Origin of the sequence: Priestia sp. P5 (assembly GCF_029522155.1) — a bacterium.
Classification (GTDB): Bacteria; Bacillota; Bacilli; order Bacillales; family Bacillaceae_H; genus Priestia; species Priestia megaterium_E.
In genome coordinates, this window is the sequence record NZ_JAKWFJ010000001.1 from 2,279,656 (window position 1) to 2,301,289 (window position 21,634).

23 protein-coding genes are annotated in these 21,634 nt (G+C 38.0%); 19 read left to right on the top strand and 4 right to left on the bottom strand.

Annotated features, from left to right (window positions below; translation table 11 throughout):
- The first annotated feature begins 1 nt into the window (after position 1).
- The 5 genes from accC to mug all read left to right on the top strand — a co-directional run bounded on the left by accC (position 2) and on the right by mug (position 5,609).
- The gene (accC, locus tag MMB69_RS12300; RefSeq protein ID WP_221783375.1) at positions 2 to 1,366 is read left to right on the top strand and encodes an acetyl-CoA carboxylase biotin carboxylase subunit; all 1,365 of its coding nucleotides are present in this window, start codon (positions 2 to 4) and stop codon (positions 1,364 to 1,366) included.
- 131 nt (positions 1,367 to 1,497) lie between these two features.
- Positions 1,498 to 2,262 carry an IclR family transcriptional regulator gene (locus MMB69_RS12305; protein WP_221783374.1) on the top strand — a complete coding sequence of 255 codons (765 nt, stop codon included), beginning with the start codon at positions 1,498 to 1,500 and terminating at the stop codon, positions 2,260 to 2,262.
- Positions 2,263 to 2,289: 27 nt separating this feature from the next.
- Entirely contained in the window at positions 2,290 to 3,099 is an 810-nt protein-coding gene (locus MMB69_RS12310) for a uroporphyrinogen-III synthase (protein ID WP_277447796.1), read from the top strand.
- A gap of 588 nt (positions 3,100 to 3,687) precedes the next feature.
- A complete protein-coding gene (locus MMB69_RS12315; protein WP_277447797.1) occupies positions 3,688 to 5,028 on the top strand; it encodes a coiled-coil domain-containing protein in 1,341 nt (446 codons plus the stop codon).
- Between the two features lie 68 nt (positions 5,029 to 5,096).
- Positions 5,097 to 5,609 (top strand): G/U mismatch-specific DNA glycosylase, encoded by a 513-nt coding sequence (gene mug / locus MMB69_RS12320; protein ID WP_251393571.1) that lies wholly within the window; start codon positions 5,097 to 5,099, stop codon positions 5,607 to 5,609.
- 20 nt (positions 5,610 to 5,629) lie between these two features.
- Here mug and MMB69_RS12325 read toward each other — a convergent pair whose 3' ends face one another.
- Positions 5,630 to 6,739 (bottom strand): metallophosphoesterase, encoded by a 1,110-nt coding sequence (locus tag MMB69_RS12325; RefSeq protein ID WP_221783369.1) that lies wholly within the window; start codon positions 6,737 to 6,739, stop codon positions 5,630 to 5,632.
- A gap of 148 nt (positions 6,740 to 6,887) precedes the next feature.
- A complete protein-coding gene (locus MMB69_RS12330) occupies positions 6,888 to 7,187 on the bottom strand; it encodes an iron-sulfur cluster assembly accessory protein (protein ID WP_277447798.1) in 300 nt (99 codons plus the stop codon).
- Between the two features lie 156 nt (positions 7,188 to 7,343).
- Between MMB69_RS12330 and MMB69_RS12335 the strand changes: the two genes are divergently transcribed.
- Positions 7,344 to 7,844 carry a metallophosphoesterase family protein gene (locus MMB69_RS12335; RefSeq protein ID WP_277447799.1) on the top strand — a complete coding sequence of 167 codons (501 nt, stop codon included), beginning with the start codon at positions 7,344 to 7,346 and terminating at the stop codon, positions 7,842 to 7,844.
- Positions 7,845 to 7,873: 29 nt separating this feature from the next.
- Here the strand turns inward: MMB69_RS12335 and MMB69_RS12340 are convergent, their stop codons facing one another.
- On the bottom strand, positions 7,874 to 8,098 hold the full coding sequence (locus tag MMB69_RS12340) for a hypothetical protein (protein ID WP_014459961.1): 225 nt from the start codon (positions 8,096 to 8,098) through the stop codon (positions 7,874 to 7,876).
- 149 nt (positions 8,099 to 8,247) lie between these two features.
- Here MMB69_RS12340 and MMB69_RS12345 point away from each other — a divergent pair, with 149 nt between their 5' ends.
- From MMB69_RS12345 to MMB69_RS12395, 11 genes are all read left to right on the top strand, one after another.
- On the top strand, positions 8,248 to 10,230 hold the full coding sequence (locus tag MMB69_RS12345; RefSeq protein WP_277447800.1) for a methyl-accepting chemotaxis protein: 1,983 nt from the start codon (positions 8,248 to 8,250) through the stop codon (positions 10,228 to 10,230).
- A gap of 79 nt (positions 10,231 to 10,309) precedes the next feature.
- The gene (locus MMB69_RS12350) at positions 10,310 to 10,447 is read left to right on the top strand and encodes a hypothetical protein (RefSeq protein WP_014459963.1); all 138 of its coding nucleotides are present in this window, start codon (positions 10,310 to 10,312) and stop codon (positions 10,445 to 10,447) included.
- Between the two features lie 197 nt (positions 10,448 to 10,644).
- Positions 10,645 to 12,081, top strand: a complete 1,437-nt coding sequence (locus tag MMB69_RS12355) for an FAD-binding oxidoreductase (RefSeq protein ID WP_277447801.1) — start codon at positions 10,645 to 10,647, stop codon at positions 12,079 to 12,081.
- Positions 12,078 to 12,641, top strand: coding sequence for an MFS transporter (locus MMB69_RS12360; protein WP_277447802.1), 564 nt, complete (start codon positions 12,078 to 12,080; stop codon positions 12,639 to 12,641). Before MMB69_RS12355 ends, MMB69_RS12360 begins: the two co-directional genes overlap by 4 nt.
- Positions 12,642 to 13,051: 410 nt before the next feature.
- Complete coding sequence (locus tag MMB69_RS12365) at positions 13,052 to 13,243, top strand: hypothetical protein (protein WP_277447803.1); 192 nt, start codon at positions 13,052 to 13,054, stop codon at positions 13,241 to 13,243.
- Between the two features lie 398 nt (positions 13,244 to 13,641).
- The gene (locus MMB69_RS12370) at positions 13,642 to 13,986 is read left to right on the top strand and encodes a Na-translocating system protein MpsC family protein (protein ID WP_013057171.1); all 345 of its coding nucleotides are present in this window, start codon (positions 13,642 to 13,644) and stop codon (positions 13,984 to 13,986) included.
- A 188-nt stretch (positions 13,987 to 14,174) separates the two neighbouring features.
- A complete protein-coding gene (locus MMB69_RS12375; RefSeq protein WP_221783358.1) occupies positions 14,175 to 14,969 on the top strand; it encodes a formate/nitrite transporter family protein in 795 nt (264 codons plus the stop codon).
- A gap of 217 nt (positions 14,970 to 15,186) precedes the next feature.
- Positions 15,187 to 15,372 (top strand): hypothetical protein, encoded by a 186-nt coding sequence (locus MMB69_RS12380; RefSeq protein ID WP_144644964.1) that lies wholly within the window; start codon positions 15,187 to 15,189, stop codon positions 15,370 to 15,372.
- Positions 15,373 to 15,407: 35 nt separating this feature from the next.
- Positions 15,408 to 15,590 carry a hypothetical protein gene (locus MMB69_RS12385; protein WP_235568901.1) on the top strand — a complete coding sequence of 61 codons (183 nt, stop codon included), beginning with the start codon at positions 15,408 to 15,410 and terminating at the stop codon, positions 15,588 to 15,590.
- Between the two features lie 116 nt (positions 15,591 to 15,706).
- Positions 15,707 to 17,668: a GTP-binding protein gene (locus MMB69_RS12390; protein WP_277447804.1), complete on the top strand. Its 1,962-nt coding sequence runs from the start codon at positions 15,707 to 15,709 to the stop codon at positions 17,666 to 17,668.
- A 133-nt stretch (positions 17,669 to 17,801) separates the two neighbouring features.
- Positions 17,802 to 18,113 carry a hypothetical protein gene (locus tag MMB69_RS12395; protein ID WP_277447805.1) on the top strand — a complete coding sequence of 104 codons (312 nt, stop codon included), beginning with the start codon at positions 17,802 to 17,804 and terminating at the stop codon, positions 18,111 to 18,113.
- A gap of 286 nt (positions 18,114 to 18,399) precedes the next feature.
- On the opposite strand, the gene MMB69_RS12400 is transcribed toward MMB69_RS12395, so the two are convergent.
- Positions 18,400 to 18,693 carry an LURP-one-related/scramblase family protein gene (locus MMB69_RS12400; RefSeq protein ID WP_277447806.1) on the bottom strand — a complete coding sequence of 98 codons (294 nt, stop codon included), beginning with the start codon at positions 18,691 to 18,693 and terminating at the stop codon, positions 18,400 to 18,402.
- 239 nt (positions 18,694 to 18,932) lie between these two features.
- On the opposite strand from MMB69_RS12400, the gene gad reads away from it, so the two are divergent.
- Entirely contained in the window at positions 18,933 to 20,336 is a 1,404-nt protein-coding gene (gene gad, locus MMB69_RS12405; RefSeq protein ID WP_075419830.1) for a glutamate decarboxylase, read from the top strand.
- 214 nt (positions 20,337 to 20,550) lie between these two features.
- Entirely contained in the window at positions 20,551 to 21,567 is a 1,017-nt protein-coding gene (locus MMB69_RS12410; protein ID WP_277447807.1) for a hypothetical protein, read from the top strand.
- The last annotated feature ends 67 nt before the right edge of the window (positions 21,568 to 21,634 follow it).

Genomic DNA, 21,634 nt, shown 5'->3' on the forward strand with positions numbered 1-21,634 from the left:
TATGTTCAAAAAAGTGTTAATCGCAAACCGCGGTGAGATTGCAGTTCGGATCATTCGAGCTTGTAAAGAGATGGGTATTGCAACCGTGGCGGTTTATTCAGAAGCAGACAAAGATGCACTTCACGTGAAGCTAGCAGATGAGTCATTTTGTATTGGCAAAACGTCTTCTAAAGAAAGCTACTTAAACATTCGTAATTTGCTTACCGTAGCGCAAGTAACCAAGGCAGACGCTATTCATCCCGGCTATGGATTTTTAGCTGAAAATGCTGATTTTGCTGAGATGTGTGAATCCTATGATATTACCTTTATTGGTCCAAAAGCGGAAGCCATCCGTAAAATGGGAGCAAAAGCTGTAGCACGAGATACAATGAAACAAGCAGGCGTGCCTATTGTACCTGGAACAGAAGGGCTGATTAAAGATAGCAGCTCAGCTATTCCAGTAGCACGAGAAATAGGCTATCCAATCATTGTGAAAGCTACAGCGGGCGGGGGTGGAAAAGGAATGCGTTTAGCTCATAGCGAAGAAGAGCTAGAAAAAGCAATTCGTCAAGCTCAGCATGAAGCAGAAACAGCCTTTGGAAACGGCGGCGTATATCTTGAAAAGTACCTAGAAGAGCCAAAACACATCGAAATTCAAATCATTGCTGATGAAGAAGGGAGTGTGGTTCATTTAGGGGAACGAGATTGTTCGATTCAACGCCGTCATCAAAAATTGGTAGAAGAAGCTCCATCTCCTGCGGTAGACGAAAACCTTCGTGCTAAAATGGGCAAAGCGGCAGTCTCGGCAGCTAAAGCAGTTGATTATACAGGTGTCGGAACAGTTGAGTTTCTGTTAGATAAGCACGGGCATTTTTACTTTATGGAAATGAACACGCGAATTCAAGTTGAACACCCTGTTACAGAACTTGTAACAAACATTGACTTAATTAAAGAACAAATTTCAGTAGCGGCAGGCTACCCGCTATCATTTACTCAGCAGGATATTCACTTAAAGGGATGGGCAATTGAATGTCGGATCAATGCAGAAAATCCGGCTAAAAACTTTATGCCTTCTCCTGGAAAAGTCGAGATGTATTTACCTCCTGGCGGCTACGGAGTTCGTGTAGACAGCGCCGTTTACCCAGGCTATGAAATTTCCCCCTTTTATGATTCAATGGTGGCGAAATTAATTGTAACGGGGAAAGATCGAAATGAAGCGATTCAACGAATGAAACGCGCGCTCGAAGAATTTATTATTATAGGCATTCATACAACCATTCCTTTTCATTTAGAATTACTGAACCATCCTTCTTTTAAAGAAGGGGATTTTACAACCAAATTTCTAGAAAGTAACCCTATTTCAATTAAAGAACTAGAAACGGTGTAAGAAAGGAAAGTGCTCTTATAAGGGAGTGCTTTCCTTTTTTTCTTCATGTATAATAAAAAGAACATATGATTAGCTAGTAAGCTATACGTCTATCAAACACATGTATTCGCACAAATAAGGGAGAAGGTTTTATGCAAGCTAACAATAAAACAGTCGTTAAATCCATGCAGGTTCTCACGCTTTTTATCAAGCACCCTAAGCTTACCTTCACAGAAATGATGGAATATTCAGGCGTTCCAAAAACTTCTTTGCACCGGATGGTTGGTTCGCTTGAAGAAATGGGATTTTTAACAAAAGATGAGCAAGGATACTATTCGCTAGGACTTTTATTCTTGCAATTTGGTCAGCTAGTGGCTAATCGCTTAGATATTAGAAATATCGCAAAGCCTGTAATGGAAACGCTCCGAGACGAAGTAGAAGAAGCGGTTAATTTAATTGTACGAGATGGGAATGAAGCTATGTATATTGAAAAAGTAGATACGCTTCATCCAGTGCGCCTCTATACATCAATTGGAAGGCGTTCACCTCTTTATGCAGGAGCTTGTTCACGCATTATCTTGGCGCATTTACCCGAAAAAGAACAAGAGGAGTATATTACTCAAACGGAGCTAAATCCAATAGGTATTGGAACAATTACAGATCAAAAGAAACTAAGAAATGTATTAAAAGAAGCAAAAGAAAAAGGGTATACCATTAGCACCTCTGAATTAGAAAACTTTACAACATCCGTGAGCGCCCCGATTGTAAATCATCAAAATGAAGTAGTTGCAGGCATTAGCGTAGCGGGAATTGAAGCGAGATTTCAAGGGGACAGACTGCCGTTCATTATTCAAAAAGTAACAGAAGCGGCGAGCCTAATTTCTGAAAAACTCGGTTATCAAGGATCATTAAAGTAGCATACATAGAAAAATGGAGGTAGACCATTGAAACGATTAGAAGGTAAAACAGTCGCACTCGTAGGTCAGCGTAAAGTAGGAGAAATCAGCAAAATTGTTGAAAACCTTGGCGGGACCCCGCTTGTACGACCTGCACAAGGAACAATCTTTTTAGATGACACACACTTAGAAGCAGATATTAAAGAACTGGTAAAAGGAAATTATGATTGGTTTATTTTTACAACAGGCGTCGGGACGGAAATTTTATATAAAACAGCAGATAAGCTAGGACTGGCGGATGAATTTCTTTCTTCTTTACAAGCAGCCAATATTGCTGCGCGCGGGTATAAAACCGTAAATATGTTAAAAAAACTCGGTGTTACTCCAACCGTTCGAGATGATGATGGAAGTACAGCGGGACTAGTCAGGGCGCTTCATTCGTTTTCTTTTGAAGGAAAGCATGTAGCGCTTCAGCTTCACGGAGATCCTGCACCAAAATTGATTGATTTTCTTTCGAATCAAAAAGCCAAATTTAAAGAGATTTTACCGTATCAGCATATTCCTCCAAAAGCAGAAGTCATGGAACAGCTTATAAACGAATTAATAAGCGGGAAAGTTGATGCAGTTAATTTCACAAGTGCTCCCCAAGCCCGATTTTTATTTTCGTTTGCAAGAGAACACGGACAAGCCGATCATATTCGAGAACTCTTTAAAAGCTCTGTAGTAGCTGTATCCGTGGGAAAAGTAACCGCTGCTGCTTTAAAAGAAGAAGGAGTAGATCGTATTGTTATTCCTGATCAAGAAAGAATGGGAAGTGCAATTGTAGCTTTAGAACATTATTATCAGCAGCATGATTAACAAAAGACCTTCTCGCCTCACCGCGAGAAGGTCTTTTGTATGACTTCATCCAAACGTTGTCGAATATTGTTTGATAATTACCTATCGCCCTTTTTTTAAACACGTGCAAACGACAGATAAACATAGATTTGTTACTATTTTAGAAAATCATTTTCAAATATTGTAAAAATAGTAGAAAAAGGTAAAAAACAGACGTGGATGTTAAAAAATTGTTACGTTCTTTTTAGTAATAACTTATATCCAACCATCTTAAAAAATCTTGATTGACTATTTTATCATGTTAAAAACAGTGCTGTGTAAAGCCCAGTGGATTATTTGTTTTAATAGGGATATAAAGGTATATTTTTGCAGGTGAAAGATGAATGTATACACAAGCGTTAAATGTTACATTACTGAAATACAATTGTAATATTGTTATTCTTTTTTTGAACGTTTATCGTGGTATAATTTTCGTAGATTTTCATTAGCATATTTAGCTATTTATCGACAAATACAGTGAACTTTACATAAATTGTCAGACTTTTATACATATTGATACATAATTAGAAATTACTAGTTTAACAGAGCGAGAAAGCGGAGGAATTCATATTGAAAAAGAAAATGCTTTTACTTAACACAACGGTTTTATTAGGCTTGGGAGGAGTTTTATCAACTCCAGCGTATGCCTCTACCATTCAGGATATGGAATCACAAAAATCTCAAATTCAAAATCAGCGTCAAGATGTGCAATCTAACATCAAAGCAGCTTCTGATGAATTAACACGCCTTCAAGCAGAGCAAGATCAAATGAAAGCACAGCTTGAGCGCTTAACAATAGCAGAAGAAGAAAACAATAAAAAAGCCCAAAAAACAGAAGCCGATATTAAAGAAACGTCTAAACAAGTAGAGCAGCTGGAAAAAGAAATTAAGCTGCTTCAAGAAAAACTTGAAAAGCGAAACGATATTTTAAAAGATCGTGCACGTTCTCTGCAAGAAAGCGGCGGTAACGTAGAGTATTTACAAGTTCTACTTGGTTCTTCAAGCTTCAGTGATTTTGTAGACCGCGCGTTAGCTGTTTCAACTATTGTAGATGCAGACCGTGGTATTTTAAAAGAAACTAAAAATATGCAAGACGAATTAAAAACAAAACAAGCTGATGTTAAATCTAAGCTTGCTAGCTTAGAAGACATGAAGGCAGAACTGGATGAAATGACTGTCCAGCTAGCAGCTCAAAAGAAACAAAAAGATGCACTGGCAAAAGAACTAAAAGATAAAGAAGCAAAAAATGAAGAACTAAAAGCTTCTCTACAAGCAAAAGACAGCTCTCTTGCAAATGAACAGTCTACGCTTGAACAAAATATTAAAGATCAAAAAGCTGCAGAAGAAGCAGCAAGAAAAGCAGCTGAACAAGCGGCTAAAGAGGCAGCTAAGAAAGCAGCCGAACAAGCTCAAAAAGCAGCGGCTGCGCCAGCTGAAAAAGCCGATTCATCTTCTGCTAAGGCAGAAGCACCAAAAGCAAGCAGCAATGATGTGGCACCTACAAGCGCTCCGGCTCCAAAAGCTAGCAATGTTGTAACAGTAGGAAACCGCTGGATTGGAAACTCTGCTTACGTATTTGGCGGAGGACGCAGCCAGTCTGATATTAGCCACGGTTTATTTGACTGCTCGTCATTTGTACACTGGGCATATTCTCAAGTAGGCGTTAACCTTGGACCTCTTGGATCTGTAAGTACAGAGACGTTAAAGCATGCTGGAACACAAGTGTCTTCTAGTCAAATGCAGCCTGGCGATCTTGTTTTCTTCGATACATATAAAAAAGACGGCCACGTTGGCATTTATGTAGGAGGCGGCAAGTTCATTGGTGCTCAAAGCTCAACAGGTGTTGCAATTGCAAACATGAGCAGCGGCTACTGGAAACAAAAATTCAACGGACGCGTAGTTCGTATTTAATAGGGTATAGTAAAAAGAAAACATCCAATTTGGATGTTTTCTTTTTACATTGTAAGGAGCGTATGACTATGAACTCTATTTTTGATCATATACAGCCCAACTTAGATATTTTATTTGTCGGTTTTAATCCAAGCATCCGTTCCGGTGAAACGGGTCATCATTTTGCTAATCCAACCAATCGTTTCTGGACGATTCTTCATAAAGCAGGTTTAACAGATCGTAAATACCATCCCGAGGAAGATCACTCGTTGTTACAGCTAGGATACGGTTTAACAAATATTGTAGAGCGTCCTACAAAGGCAGCTGATGAGATTACAAAAGAAGAATATGCGGAAGGCAGAGAAATCTTAAAGAAAAAAATCGCTACATACACGCCTAAAATCGTTTGTTTTGTTGGAAAAGGCGTTTATCAGCAGTACAGCAGACGCAAGCAAGTAAAGTGGGGCAAACAAGAGGAATCGATGGTATCAGGAATAATGGATTTTGTTGCCCCGTCTTCAAGCGGACTCGTTCGGATGAAAGTAGATGAAGTAGTGGCTATTTACGCAGAGCTTCCGAAGCTGCTGCGTACATTAAAATAGAGAAAGCCCTAGGGCTTTCTCTATTTTGCAAATGTAATATCAATTTGAATAATTTCTGATCGGCTTCCGATTCGAAGCGGAGGACCCCAAAAGCCAAATCCTGAAGAGACAATGGTATGCAGTTGATTAGTTTGCTTGTAGCCCCAATCAATTTCAAATAACCGCTTTGTGATCAAATGATTAGGTGCCATTTGTCCTCTGTGAGTATGACCGCATAGAAGTAAATCTACGCCCGCTTGTTCCGCTTCTTTTAAAGAAAGCGGCTGATGATCCATCGCGATGACCGGAAGAGAACGATCCGTTTCACTCGCTAAATCGAAAAAGCTATCTCGGTTTTTATCCGTCTTATCTTTTCTTCCGATTAAGTACAAGCTATCACCTATGTTTAAGACTTCATCCATTAAAATAGGAATGTTCATTTCTTTCATTCTTTCCACAAACTGAGGGATCTTCCCGCCGTAATACTCATGGTTTCCCAAAATTCCATATGTGCCTAAAGGCGCTTTGAGCTGCTTCATCATATAATCCATTTCTTTTTTAAAGAATACGTGGGGATCATCGTCAATAATATCTCCAGGAAGTAAAATAAGATCTGGCTGTATCTTTTGTACATGAGTAATTAACCTCTGCAAATGTTTTTTGCCGGACAATGTGCCAAAGTGCATATCAGATGCTACAGCAATGCGAAGGTTTTTCCGATTCGTCTTTTTAGCAAGCGAAATCGTGTATTTTCTTACCACAGGACTGTAAGCATTATACGTACCGTAAGCAAAAATGAATAAAAAAGCGGCAATTATGAAAAATCCAATTGAATCGATAGCTGTAGAAAGCGAAGCGCCTAGAAGAGTAAGGATATAGACGGCTAGATTACTTATAGGAAGCAAAAGAACCGAATATTGAATAAATCCTAACCAGTACGATCCCACAATTTTAAATATGCTCACTTGTTGAAACGCACGACTGATGATAAAGGAATAAGCAAAAAAGACAACGATCACCGTAAGAATCCATTTGTTTTCCACTTCAAACATTGTGTGAAGCCACATCCAAGCGTTCCATCCGATGTACAGAACGAATAAATTATATAAAATAACAACTAAAATAGATCTTACTAACACACTTACTTTCATAAGCTAACCTCTTTTCTTTCATCCGTAATTCCACTATAGCTCATTTTTATTGCTTCAACAAAATTTTATCTCTTCTTCTCATCAATAAAATTTTTGCTTGTCACACAAACGAAAAAACACACCTATAAAACAAGGTGTGTTTTTTGTATTAATGATGGTGATGCGCGTGGTGAAGGCTGCTAATCACAAATTCAGGCTCTGGAACGTGGAAATATTGAATCCATACGCCTTCTAAAAATTTCTCGCGTTTATCTAAAACGATATCGATATCTTTATCTGTTTTTATGATTTCATCATGTTCAGTCGGCGTATCGAATTTCCAATCATAATGCGCGTGATCACCGTGGTCGATAGTTACATATACACGAATCATTTTTCCTTGACCTTCTGGGCTAGCCAATGCATTTTTTAACACTTTTGCTGCGTTTCGATTAATTTTTACTTCCATTTCGAAAACTCCATTCTGTAACTTAGTATGTAACGTATTTTCGCAAACTTAAACGAAAAAGAGAAATTTTTTGCCTCACGCTCCGTGTAAAGTTGCTTCATTCCACCGTAATACGCTAAACTACACCATATTGAATGAAAAAGGAGCGTATCATGAATGAAGATTGTTATTTTAGGTGATACTCATATTCCAAAAAGAGCGAAACATTTTCCAAAAAGACTCCTAGCCGAACTGAAAACAGCTGATGCTATTATTCATACGGGAGATTTTCAAACGATAGATGTCTACAATGACCTGGGTGCGTTTGCTCCTGTACACGCTGTAATTGGAAATGTAGACAGTGAAGAGCTTCAGGAAGTACTTCCATCTTCATTACTTCTTCCATTTGGCGATGTTACGATTGGCGTAGTCCACGGTCATGGCAAAGGAAAAACGACTGACAAACGTGCACTTTTGGCATTTGAACATGAACAAGTAGACGCAGTGATTTTTGGTCATTCTCACATTCCTCTTCATAAACAAATTGGTGATATTACGTTGTTTAATCCAGGTTCCGCTACTGACAAACGGAGGGAAAAGCAATTTTCGTTTGGACTTCTGTACATACAAAAAAACACGCTGCGTTTTGAACATGTTTTTTATGATTCTAAAGACTAAAACAAGAGAGGACTCTTGTTTTAGCATTTTTACGTTGTATGGTCTAAATGAGCAATATATTCGTGAAGCTTATTTTCTTCGTAATCATTTAAGTCATGCATCGGAATAACCTGCTGAGTTTGAGGATCCGTTCCTCTTACTTCCGCAATTTTTACTCCTTCTTTATAGATATTAAAAATATCTTTTTCTTCTCCGCGCTGAACCTTTTCTGTTTCAAACATTGAAAAAGATTTGCTGTTCTTACTTTCTTCCATTAAAATCACCTACTTTTTTTATCGTACTCTTATCTTTTCACTCCCATTGTTAATTATGTATACACTCGATGACTAAAGGAATATGAAGTCTTGCCGATAGAAAGAAAGTGCACGATCACTTTTAACTACGGAGAGAGAGGCTACATAGCATGGAGAGAGTAAGAAAAAAAAGGTCCCTTAATAACTTTAAGATAAAGCTGGGGCTAGCATTTGCAGCGATCTTATTAGTGCCATCTGTTACGATAGGTGTATCAGCTTACATAACAGCGAAACATGAAATTGAAAACCAAATTATTAACACAGCACAGCAAAATGTACAGTCCATTAATTCGGTGATTGACGATACCATTGGACCAAAAATTCATGATGTAGAGTTTTTTGCATCAGTGGTAAACAACGAGCGCTACAATGAAAAAGATATGGCTACTTTAAGCAAAGATTTTAACTTATATGCTCCGCTTCATCCAGAAGTCGTCAGCATTTTCACAGGAAATCAGCAGGGGAAGTTTATTCAAGCGCCTAAAAAAGTGATACAAGCAGGCTATGATCCTAGAAAACGAGACTGGTACAAGCTAGCCATGCAAAACAAAGGGAAAACAGTTGTCACTGAACCTTATCCATCAGCCTCTACAGGTCAGACCGTTATTACTGTAGCGAAAACAGCGGCGGATGGCACAGGGGTTATTGCTTTAAATTTAGATATAAGCCGCATCAATAAAGCTGTCAGCAAAGTAAAAATTGGAGAAAAAGGATATCCATTTCTTTTGGATGGAGAAAGAAAATATATTGTTCATCCTACGGAAAAAGCAGGTACAAAAGCGACAGATTCCCTTTTTGACAAGCTTTATGCAAGGAGCTCAGGGTCTTTTGAATATACCTTTAACGGGGATGAAAAAAAGATGGTCTTTACGACAAATAAAACAACAAAGTGGAAAGTTGCAGGCACTATGTATTCATCAGAAGTGAATGAAGCAGCACAGCCTATCTTTTACAAAACACTATTTATTATTGTATCTTGTCTGATAATCGGGAGTCTCACTATTTTTGTGGTGCTGCAATCAATTATTAAACCCCTCAAACAGCTTAAGAATCAGGCTCTGAGCGTTAGTGAAGGAGATCTGACAACAGCGATTACCGTCAATTCAAAGGATGAAATCGGCGAGTTAGGGTATGCTTTTAGTCAGATGCAAAACAATCTTCGCACATTAATTCAAAATGTTGAAATGAGTGCAGAACAAGTGGCTGCTTCTTCAGAAGAGCTAACGGCCAGCTCACAGCAAACGAGCGCTGCGACTGAACAAGTATCGGTTGCGATACAAGAAGTGGCTTCTAGCGCGGAAAAACAAACGGCTGTTATTGACCAAAATGCAGCTTCTTTAGATGAGATTGTACAAGGAGTTTATACAATTGCTCAGCGTACAGAAACCGTTTCTCAGCTTTCAAATCACACGACGTCTGAAGCTGTAGAAGGCGGGAAGGCTGTAAAAGAAACGGTCGAACAAATGGAATCCATTTCTCGATCCGTCGAGCTATCTAATACAACGATTCGTACTTTGTTTCAACGTTCAAAAGAAGTTGGGACCATTTTAGAAGTAATCAGCGGCATTGCTGCTCAAACAAATTTACTAGCCTTAAATGCTGCAATCGAAGCGGCACGAGCCGGAGAACATGGAAAAGGGTTTTCCGTTGTAGCAGCGGAAGTGAGAAAGCTGGCAGAACAATCACAAGTATCCGCATCTCAAATTTCGGAGCTTATTCAAGCGATTCAACAAGATACTCAGGAGTCTGTCCATACAATGGAGCAAGTAACAAATAAAGTGGAAGAAGGACTAACGATTTCACAAACAGCTATTCAAAAGTTTGAACAAATTCTAAGCAGTATGAATGAAACGGCTCCGCAAGTAGAAGAAGTGGCTGCGACTGCTCAGCAAATTTCAGCAGCCGTTGAAGAAGTAGCGCGCGCAGCGGGTGAAATGGCGATACTTGCTAAAGGAAATGCAGCTACATCTGAAGAAGTGGCTGCATCTACTGAAGAACAGCTCGCTTCAATGGAAGAAATCGCTGTTTCTGCACAATCTTTGTCTCAAATGGCAGAACAATTAACAGCGCTCATCAGCAAATTTAATTTGTAAACTTTCGTCAAATCGTCATAGACCTCTTTTATATTGGAAAAAGTAGAACATACACACATGAAAGAGGTGACAGTATCTGATGGAGCAAACAAAAATGACCTTTGAGCCAGCTTCAATTAACGACGATATGCATGCGAAGCTTAAACAGTTAGAAGAGCAGTTTCAACAAACGTTAGGAAAAAGAGTGGCTTTAGTTGCATACGAAGCTGAAAAATAAAGAAACAAAAAAGAAAAGACCTGGTGTCTTTTCTTTTTTTTATTTCAATAAGGTTAACATACATTAAATTACAAGTTTTTTTCATATGCTTTCTCAAAATAACACTAATATAGTGTAAAATTACACTATATTAGTGTTATTTCACTTTTTGGATGGTATAATTTCACAGAAGTAAAGAAAGGAGCTTACAGTTTAGAATGAGGAAAAACGTGTTGTTAGGAACTTTTTTATCTTTTTATCTAGTAGGTTCATATGCCTCCTATCATATTTATAAACAGCAGCAAACCCGTCCTGTAACGGAGGATGTTGCACATCTTCTTCCTACAAAAGTTAAAGAAATAAAGCATGGGACCACTGAAAAACAGCTGAAAAATTGGGTGAAAACTGCTTCACAGCATCATGAAAAAATAGCGATTTCAGGGATGCAGCACAGCCAAGGAGGGCAGACGTACTATCCTAATGCTATTTTACTTGATATGAAGCAGTACAATAAAATTATAGATTACAAGCCCCGCCAAAAAGAAATTACAGTTCAAAGCGGGACAACATGGAATGACATTCAGCAATATATACATAAAGACTGTCTTGCTCTTCAGGTTATGCAGTCACAAAATATTTTTACCGTTGGAGGTTCTATTAGCGTGAACGTACACGGCAGAGATATTCGATACGGCTCTTTAATGGATACGGTCAAATCTATGCGTCTCCTGCAGGGGGACGGATCTATTATCGAAATTAGCCGGACAAAACACCCTGAGCTGTTTTCTTTAGTAAACGGAGGCTACGGGTTATTTGGGGTCATTTTAGATGTTACGCTTCGTTTAACGGACGATGAATGGTACGAAGATGAAATTATTCGCTTAGATTATAGACAGTATACAGCTTATTTTAAAAACTACGTACAGCATAACCCTGACGTTCGTATGCATATGGCGCGTATTTCTGTTTCTCCTAATCAATTGCTAACAGATATGTACGTCACAAACTATCGCTTATCTTCTCAAAATACTTCTACTGCAAACGAACCGCTCAAGACAGAAAAAATAGTGGCACTTCCTAAATTTATGCTAGGGCTGTCTCGGTATAGCGACTGGGGCAAAGATATGCTGTGGGAAACACAAAAGGCTTATTTCTTAAAACAAAATGGAAGGCTTGAAACAAGAAATAATGTTATGCGTTCTGAAAGTGATTTTATGGAATATGAAAGTGCTAGCCAGACGGAAATTTTACAAGAATACTTTGTTCCAGTTGATGAATTTGCTTCTTACATCGATGATTTACGTCAAGTGTTATCAACTGAGGAATTAAATTTATTGAACATTACTGTTCGCTATGTAGAGAAAGATAATAAAGCCGTCATGTCTTATGCAAAAGGCGATATGTTTGCTCTCGTTTTACTTATTAACCAAAAAAAGGATCACCAAGGCATCTCTGATACACAAAGAGTTGTCCGGAAAATGGTGGATGTGACGCTGCAGCATCAGGGAAGCTATTATTTGCCTTACTACGGCTACCCAAGCAAGAAGCAGTTAGAAGAGGCTTACCCTCATACAACCGCCTTTTTTAATTTGAAAAGAAAATATGATCGGAACGAAACGTTTGTTAATTTATTTTATAAGGAGTATGGAAAATGACGTACAAACAACTCTTACATTCACAAAGCCTTATGATTACCGCAAGCAGTATTGTGTTTCCTTTTTACCTTTTACTGCTTCGAAATCTTGGCGATAGCTATTCACAATTTGGCTTAGCTTACGGAATTTTTGCTTTAACCGCAGCTTTGAGTGATCCGTTGATCGGTTCATGGAGTGACAGAGTAGGAGAAAAGCGCTTGCTTCTTTTATATACGTTTGGGATGGCCGTTGTTATGCTTGTGATTCCCGTTTTAACAACGATCACGCAGGTGTATATCATTCAAATTATAATGGGTCTGCTTGGAGCTCTTCAAAAAACAGCAGAAAAAATAGCGTTATCTAGGCAGACAGATCGTGCTCACACAGGAAAACAAGTAGGACACTATCATTTATGGACCTCTATATGGGCAGCCTTGGCCGTTATTGCAACAGGGTATATCATTGATTTTCTGACAATCGGAAGCCTTTTTTACATCACTTCGTTTATGTACGTAGCAGCAGGGGTATTAATATGGCAAAAACCAAAAACAATCGAGCTTGAACGCCACCATTCGCTGTAAAGCATATATGGACAGGTCACCTGAATTTTTTAGTTCGTACAGTAAGATACTATAAAAAATTTATGTTCTCCCGATATAAGTACTGAAAGGAGAAACGTTTATGCAAGGTATAAGTATATCAGGGCAAGATGCATGGTCTTCTATTATAGTATCGTTCGCTATTTTCATCATTATATGGGGTCTGATTCCAGGCTTGACTATAAAGTATGTATGTAAAAGTCAAACACTAGGTATAGCAAGTTTTTTTGTTGGTATTGCCTATGGGGTTAAAGCAGGTCATTTCCTTATTTAAATACGAATTGGTGTAAGTAAGGAAGCTTGGACCACTATTAGCTAAGTGAGAATCCCTTTTGTTTCCTGTTATTTTTTTAGAGCAATTCTCCATAATAACAGTTAAAGAGGTGAATCCGATGACCGATAACAACGTTGGGTTTGGAGTTAGCGGAGGCGAAGAGACTAGAAAAAAATCTACTGTTTCTAGTGAAGCTCCTATATCTAGTGATGTACAACAAAATCAGAAACAAGATAACTACGAAAAGCTTAGCCACCAACTAAATTCATTATCTGATAATGGATTTAGAGCAGATCGTGATGAAGATTAAGGGTTACCTATCAAAAAAGAATATTTAAATTAAATAAAGTATTATGAAAGTAAACTAATTGGATTCCATGACTTTAACATGATAGCATTAACTACTGGTACAAACATACCACTTGACTATTTTGACATGCTATTTTGTCAAAATTCTTAGTTATTTCTTTGATAACTGAGAATCCATTTGTAACCTTTAAGTAGAGATATAAAGGTAATCCTTCACTTTAATAAGTGGAGGATTTTTTTTATCCTTTCGTAATGGTTTTGCGATTGTTTGGATTAACTGGGATAAAACAGATACATTGTACACAATGTAAACGTCGTCATGTATAATGTAACTTATTCTTAGTTGAAAACTTGAATGAGCAGGATAGACATACTCGAGATAAGCGGAGGCATACACCAGTGTCTAAGAAAATACATGATTTTAATGATATTATCCGAAAGCTGCGCAAAAAACTTTTTGGAAAAGGCCCAGAACGAATTCATACTGTATTTGTTCAAAATATGGCTATTTCAACTTTGTACGGCAACTTAACGCCAGCTGAACAATTTATCGCGAGAACAACCGAAGGTAAAGAGACGGTACATATGGCAAGAACAAAGCTTATTCAAAACCTTTATGCTTCATCTCCTCCAGAGGGGCTTGAAGACTTGTTAGGAGCTAAGCTGGAGTACTTATTTTCTGATATCAAAGTAGAAGAAGATATCGCTGTTTCTGTGTTTGTGTTTGAAACCAATATTCAGTAGAACAACGTAAAATACATAATTTAATTAAATGAAAGAGAAGTAGGATCTGCTTGTTTTTTATTTGATTTTATTATAGATAATGATGACTGATATACTGTAAAGAAAGTGCAGGATTATTAGGCAGCATTCAAAAACCTTGTGTAAAAGGTGTTTTTGAGTGCTGCCTTTTTTAGTTAAGGAGGAGTTTTATGGCATTTCACAAGCCGGATAAAATGTTAAACATCGCTTTAGAAGCGGGGGTTTCAAAGACGAAGTTATCCCTTTCTTCTATTCTTATGCTTGGGTTTCTAGGAGGCGCGTTTATTGCGCTTGGTTTTTTACTAGATGTGCGCGTCATTGGTAATTTACCAGCTGAATGGGGAAGTTTATCAAATCTTTTAGGAGGGGCCGTCTTTCCTGTAGGTCTTATGCTGGTCGTACTTGGGGGAGCTGAGCTTATTACAGGGAATATGATGTCTGTTTCCATTGCCCTGTATGCAAGAAAAATTTCGCTTCGTCACTTGCTTCATAACTGGTTTTGGGTTACGATTGCCAACTTTTTAGGAGCCGTATTTATTGCGTATTTCTTTGGACATATTGTCGGTTTAACAGAAACAGGGCCTTTTTTAGATAAAACGGTAGCAATTGCTCAAGCTAAAATTGACGACTCATTTTTTAAAACGCTTATTTCTGCTGTGGGCTGCAACTGGCTTGTATGTTTAGCTATTTGGCTTTCATACGGTTCTGACGACGTTACGGGGAAAATTCTTGGGATTTGGTTTCCGATCATGGCTTTTGTTGCGATTGGCTTTCAACACGTTGTAGCTAATATGTTTATTATTCCCGCTGCCATTTTTGCAGGTCACTTTACATGGATTGATTTTATGACAAATATTATCCCTACCTTTATTGGAAATATGATAGGAGGAGCTGTATTTGTAGGTCTTATTTATTTTTCTTCTTATCAACGGAAACAAAGAGAACAATTAAAAAAAGCTTCTTAAGAGGTTTTATCAGTTGTCATTAAAAAAAGCAGTCTCTTAGTAAAGAGGCTGCTTTTTTGATAGTGAAAGGTGAAAAAATGTACTTTTAACAATTTATGTATGATAACATATAAAACAATTAAGTTCGGCAAACGTTCAAGTTCGCTTTTTGTTTTCATAATATTATTATGGTTAACTAGATCGTAAGAAATACATTCGCAAGGGAGAGAAAGAAAGATTGAATATTGGTATAGGATTGATTCTGCTATCTGTCGCACTACTATTTCTTATATCAGGAATGTTTTTACGCAAAAAGAGAAAAAAGGTATGTAGCAACAGTTTGTTAATCGCAGGAGCATTGATTTTATCAGCAGGTCTATTATTAATCACTGGTTTATATGATCCGTATGCAAATCATATTTAATAACGTATTAAAGGAGAGTGAAAAAATTGAAGTTCATGTTTGCTGTTTTATTGATTATATTTGGCAGCATTTTAGTTGGATTGACCAGTAACAGTCTAGGCGCGACAGGTAATAACATCATGCATTTAGCTGGAATTGGGTGCCTTATAGCCGCTATTTTTATAGTAAAAGGCAAAAAAGATACTAAACGCCGTACAAAAAGGGAATGCGATGTTTAATCACGCATTCTTTTTTGATGTAAGCAGTTCTAGGCCTTTGTCGTCCACTTTTTCTTACGATTATTATAAAATAGAAAGTAACAGCTATACATACAGCAGTAAGGTGGTATTTAACAATGAAACAATCTAACAAAACGATCGGTATCGTAGCGCATGTCGATGCAGGAAAGACAACGTTTTCCGAACAGCTTCTTTATCATACCAAAAGTATTAAACAACGAGGAAGAGTTGACCACAAAGATTCCTTTCTTGATACCCATACGATTGAAAAAGAACGAGGAATTACGGTATTTGCCGATCAAGGAACTTTTTCATATAACGGTTCTACTTACTATTTAATTGATACGCCGGGCCACGTCGATTTTTCACCTGAAATGGAACGTTCTATTCAAGTGATGGACTATGCCATTGTTATCTTAAGTGCAGTAGAAGGAGTCGAAGGCCATACAGAAACGGTTTGGCAGCTGCTTCAAAAACATCGTGTGCCCGTATTCTTTTTCATCAATAAAATCGATCGTGTAGGAGCAGATCCTGAACGTGTTATAAACGATATTAAACATAACTTAACCCCCGATGTTTTTGACATAACGTCAGAGCTTATAGACGGCTCGTTAAGTGAGGAACTTATTGAATTTACAGCTGAAAAAGATGAAGAGCTTTTAGATGCATTTATGGAAGGCAAGAATGATCAAGCCTATTGGAGAGCGGCTATGCAAAAGCTTATTCAAACCAATCAGCTTTTCCCGTGTGCTTGTGGCTCAGCTTTACAAGATATCGGCATTGAAAGTTTTTTAGAGAAGCTCGATTTGCTAACAGAAACTCGCTACTCGGAGGAAGAAGCATTTTCAGGTCGTGTATATAAAATTCGGCACGATGAAAACGGCATGCGCATCACGTTTATCAAAGCTCTAAGCGGGACAATGCAGGTGCGTGATGAAGTGGCTTATGAAAAAAACGGAGAGCTATATGAAGAAAAAATCACTCAAATTCGTGCTTATAACGGAAGTACATTTAAAAACGCAAATGAAGGTTCAGCCGGCGAACTTTTTGCGGTTACAGGGTTGTCTTCAGCATCGATTGGAGACGGTCTTGGAACATTAAAAGAAAGCCGCTCCTACGAACTTTTGCCTACGTTAAAATCAAAAGTTGTTTTTGAGCCTTCTGTTCATCCAAAAGAAGGAATTAAACTTTTTCAATTATTAGATGCTGAAGACCCTTCTTTACATGTGACGTGGGAAGAAAGGACTCAAGAGCTTCATATTCATGTGATGGGAGCAATTCAGCTAGAAGTCCTCGAAAAACTGATAAAAGAACGTTTTAATATAAACGTACAGTTTGAAGAACCAGAGATTTTGTACAAAGAATCCATTCAAAATATAGTGATGGGCTACGGGCATTTTGAACCGTTGAAACACTATGCAGAAGTTCATTTGAAAATAGAAGCAGCGGAACGAAACAGCGGAATTACTTTTGAAAATGCTTGTCACGCCGACGATTTATCCGTTGGGTATCAAAATCTGGTCCGTCAGCATATATTTGAAAAGCCGCATCACGGTTTGCTAACGGGGTCGCCTATTACTGATTTAAAAGTGACGTTGTGTACCGGACGAGCTCACAACAAGCATACAAGCGGTGGAGATTTTAGAGAAGCAACGTACCGAGCATTACGACAAGGGTTAGAAAAAGCCAAAAATATTGTGATAGAACCGTATTATGACTTTAAAATTAAAGTGGATATTGATCAAATGGGGAGGGTATTAGCTGATGTTCAAAGCGCACACGGCCGCTTTGATTCTCCTGTAACAACCGAAAACAAAGCGGTTATTACAGGAAAAGTTCCTGTTGCTACTTTTATGAACTACGGTGCGACGCTAGCATCTTTTACGCACGGAAAAGGAGCGATGTCTCTATTATTCGGAGGGTATGAACGCTGTCATAATGAAGAAGAAGTTATTGAACGAATCCGCTACAATAAAGAGGCAGATCCCGAATACAGCTCATCATCCGTCTTTTGCGCAAAAGGACAGGGCTATACGGTTTCTTGGAAAGAAGCAGAGGAAAAAATGCACTGTTTATAAAAAGCACTGCAGCAATCGCTGCAGTGCTTTTTTCGTCATATGCTTTCACCAGGTGTTTTATCCATACCTTTACAATAAAAACCATATTATAGTATAGTTTACGTATATTTCTAAAAAAAGAGGTGATAGAAACATGGATGCTACTGTTAACACAACTAAAAGCGGGGTAATAGGAGGGATTCTCGGAGGAATTTCACTTTTATATGTCATTGTTAATACTTTATTGATCCTTAACTTTTTTACAGGACTAATTTTTGCTGAAAAACTTCAAGGTCTGCCTATTATCGCACCTATCTTTTTAGTTCCGCTCATGATTGTTCCTGCAATTATTGGTTTTTTTATAAAAAAAGACAAGCTCTGTCTATGGGCGATTATTTTAAATATCATCTTGTTTCTTGTACCAATTGGCTACCATGTCATCGGTACGTTAGTATTCGGCCCTTAATTAAAAAACGAACAAACTTCAATATAAAGTTTGTTCGTTTTTTTATATCACATAACTACTATTGAGCCGGAGCAGTAGCTGTACTGCTGTTTTCGTCTTTCACCATCATCCTTACGCCTTGTACAACCGCAATTCCTTCCCACTTATCAAGATCAGGTTCAAGAAATTCTAAAGCAAACGTGTGGGGACGTAATGACAGAAAAGAAGAGAGTGTGCGGACTTGAATAATAGGAACGCCGGAACGCAGAACGTCGAATTTGCGATCCGTTATATTCCCCGTAATTTCCTATGTATCGCCATCGTTTCTGATATAAAGGTACTTCTTTTTAAAAAAAGTGAATTTTCGCTGAATCATGCCAACTTCATTTCCGTGGTGATCTGAAATGATCAGCTTTGGCATAAGGGCAAACATTTTAGATTTACCTGTAAATACGATCTCTTCGTTTTTTAAAATCTCAAATTTATTAGCAATAGATAACTTATATGCGACATTTCCAATCACGTCTTGTGATTCATTATAAATAGGAGATTCGCCTAACTCGAAAAACTTGTCTTGTAAGATAATTCCTCGTTTCTCCATTTAAAAACCTCCTTTTACAATATATTACCATATTTTACACCTTTTTAGTTTGGTAAGACCATTTTCATGGGTATTATTAAATAAAGTTCGTCCTTACGTGCTACAGATAATGAAAAGAATGAAAATAGTCTTCAAAGCTCATAATGTGTAAAGGAGACCTTGCTTGTTATAACACCAGGTGAACGTAAAGCAGTTTGTTAGATATTCAAAGTGTACTATACATAAGGAGATGATACTTTATGCCTCAATGGCATCCGCATCGCGAACAAAAAAATTTACCTGATGAATTTCCTGTTAATCCGCTTTTTTCTCGACAAGGAGAAGTGACAATTCCAAGGCTGCGTATTGGTGATCAAGGTATGCTTCCCGAAACAGCTTATCAAATCATTCATGATGAAATTGCTTTAGACGGAAATGCCCGTTTAAATTTAGCTACGTTCGTTACTACTTGGATGGAGCCTGATGCAAAGCGTTTGTACGGAGAGTCTTTTGATAAAAATATGATTGATAAAGACGAGTATCCGCAGACAGCGGCTATTGAAGAGAGATGTGTACGTATTTTAGCGGACCTTTGGAATTCACCTAATCCTGATACAACGATGGGCGTTTCTACTACAGGTTCATCTGAAGCTTGTATGCTTGGTGGACTGGCGTTAAAAAGGCGCTGGCAGAAACTGCGTAAAAGTAAAGGGCTATCAACAGACCGGCCGAACATTGTATTTAGTTCATCCGTTCAAGTGGTGTGGGAGAAGTTCGCAAACTATTGGGACGTAGAGCCTCGTTATGTGAACATTAATGCAGATCATCCTTATTTAGATCCAGAAGGCGTCATTAATGCGGTTGACGAAAATACAATTGGTGTCGTACCGATTCTTGGAGTGACGTATACAGGAGTTTACGAACCAATTGCTGCTATCGCAAAAGCATTGGATGAGTTACAGGAGAAAACAGGGTTAGATATTCCTATCCACGTAGACGCTGCTTCTGGAGGTTTTATCGCTCCGTTTCTTCAACCAGACCTTATCTGGGATTTCCGCTTGCCGCGAGTAAAGTCCATTAACGTATCGGGACACAAGTACGGTTTAGTCTATCCTGGCTTAGGATGGGTGATTTGGAGAGAAAAAGAAGACTTGCCTGAAGATCTTATTTTTCGCGTTTCTTATTTAGGAGGCAACATGCCAACTTTTGCGCTCAACTTCTCTAGACCAGGAGCACAAGTTCTTTTGCAGTATTACAATTTCTTACGTTTAGGTAAAGATGGCTATTATGCCGTGCAAAAAACCTCACAAGAAAACGCGCTGTTTCTCAGCAAAGAAATTGGAGAAATGGAAGCATTCGAAATTATCGCCGATGGTTCAGATATCCCAGTGCTTGCTTGGAAGCTAAAAGAAGGATACACGCCAAACTGGACTCTTTATGACTTGTCTAGACAACTGCGTACATACGGATGGCAAGTGCCTGCTTATCCGCTGCCTGCAGATATGGAAGAAATAACAATCATGCGCATTGTTGTTAGAAATGGATTTTCAAGAGATCTTGCTCATTTATTTATGGTTAATTTCAAACAAGCCGTTGAATTTCTTAACTCGTTGGATAGACCTGTTCTTAAAGACACGAAATACGACAATGGATTTCATCATTAACATCGATTACGAAAACACAAAGCCGTGTTCTGAAAAAGGTATATGGCTTTGTGTTTTTTATGCATAAAAAGATAATCTTTTCAAAAAAATCCCATAAATTAAACAAGAAAATATTCTTATATTTTCTTAATTTTGGTATAATAACCCCTAAGGTTTTATAGTCCTTTAGAATTACATAAAACCTAAAAAAAGATAAAAAAGGGGATAATAGTCTATGAAAATATTGAAAGTTGTTTTTGGTATTCCATTATTAGCTATATTGCTAGCAGCCTGTAGTGAGGAGTCCAGTGAAACTGTATCGCAAAAAGAAGAGCCTACAGAGAAATCAACAGCGGTTCATACGAAAGAAAATGGTAATAAAACGGCTGTAAAAGAATCATCGCCGAATACATTACAAACAAAAGCATCCACAATTAAAAAAGCTGTTAATTCTAAAGAAGCTGATCGTGATTACTTATTAAACGTAATGAATGGTTATCAGTACATCCAAGTAGGTGACAATCAATATATTTACTATGGCATTAATCAAGAGCAAAATGTTTTTTGTATGATGGAAGTTAATTTTGACGCGAGTGGTGATTATGTAGAAAACATCAATTTTGTTGATAATGCTTCAGAAGAACAAATTGCTTTGCTTCAAAACCAAATACAAGAACAACAAAAGCAATTATCAGACCTTGAACAGCAGCAAATGGAAAAAGAATTAGATGATTACTATGCGAAGCTAGAAGAAGACCGACAAAAAGAAGAAGAGGCGCAGGCCAAAGCTGATGCAGAAGCTGAAGCTCAGGCAGAAGCAGATCGTAAAGCGGAAGAAGAACGTTTAGCAGAAGAAGAGAAGAAACAGAAGGAGGAAGAGGAAGCTCAGGCAAAAGCGGATGATGAAGAAGCTGATGCTGATTCAGAAGATGAGGCCCAAACGGCGGAATTAGAATCAGAACCAGAGGAAGAAGAAGATACAGAAGCAACTGCAGAAGAGGAACCGGCCGAACAAACAGTTTCCCAAGAGCAAGCTATCCAGCTAGTTCGTGATCAGCAAGGCATATCTGAAGATTCAATTCTTCTTGTAGAATACGATCACCTTGACGACTCAGGAAACTATATTATCCATGTTTATGAAAGCGTTGTGGATAATGAAGAAACAGGAGAAGGGCATACAGCTACACAGGGTTGGTATCAAGTAAGTCCTAGTGATGGGTCAATTACTGATGTTACGGTAGATGGTTACTAAATAAAAAGTCTTTATTAAAAGAAGCGTTCCTAACTAAAAGGGAGTTGCTTCTTTTTAGGAAATCACC